Source organism: Herbiconiux daphne, assembly GCF_024979295.1.
Taxonomy (GTDB): domain Bacteria; phylum Actinomycetota; class Actinomycetes; order Actinomycetales; family Microbacteriaceae; genus Herbiconiux; species Herbiconiux daphnes.
On the sequence record NZ_JANLCJ010000871.1, the window covers coordinates 1 to 505 of the forward strand.

1 protein-coding gene is annotated in these 505 nt (G+C 45.7%); it reads right to left on the bottom strand.

Annotated features, from left to right (window positions below; genetic code table 11):
* Positions 1–469, bottom strand: a 469-nt coding sequence (locus tag N1032_RS28135; RefSeq protein ID WP_259544049.1) for a hypothetical protein, incomplete at its 3' end; no start/stop codon positions are given.
* Positions 470–505: the final 36 nt, after the last annotated feature.

The window sequence follows — 505 nt, forward strand, 5'->3', positions numbered from 1 at the left end:
TGATAGACCCATCACCCGTTCCATCGATTCGGATGATTGGTTTGGATGGTCGAGTACCCGCATTGACTTGTCGAATTGGGGTTGCCGCCGCCGTTGTGTTTTTGGCAACTAAGCCCGTGCGCAAATACGCATATGGTTTCAATTTGAAGGTCAAGACGGTCTTGCCGAACATTGCGGTCGTTCGTTCGATGTCATAAGCATCGGTGAACATACCCACAAATGATTTGTTAGGCATCCCCGAAAAGTTCAATAATCGCCAACCCGTTTGCAATTTCAAACCATTTGAGATTTGTTGCGACATGTTTTCGATGTTGCGGCTTGCATCCAAACGAAGACGACAAGGGAAGGAAATTTCCGTTCCCTTGAATCGTTTGCGTGACACCGCCAAATCACCATCGACCCCATCGATTTCAATGAAGTCGACATCGTTTTCCGGTGATGTGAATTTCAATTCTCGTTCGATTTCCAATTGGAATTGTGTGGAATCAAATGTTCCAAACGTGAA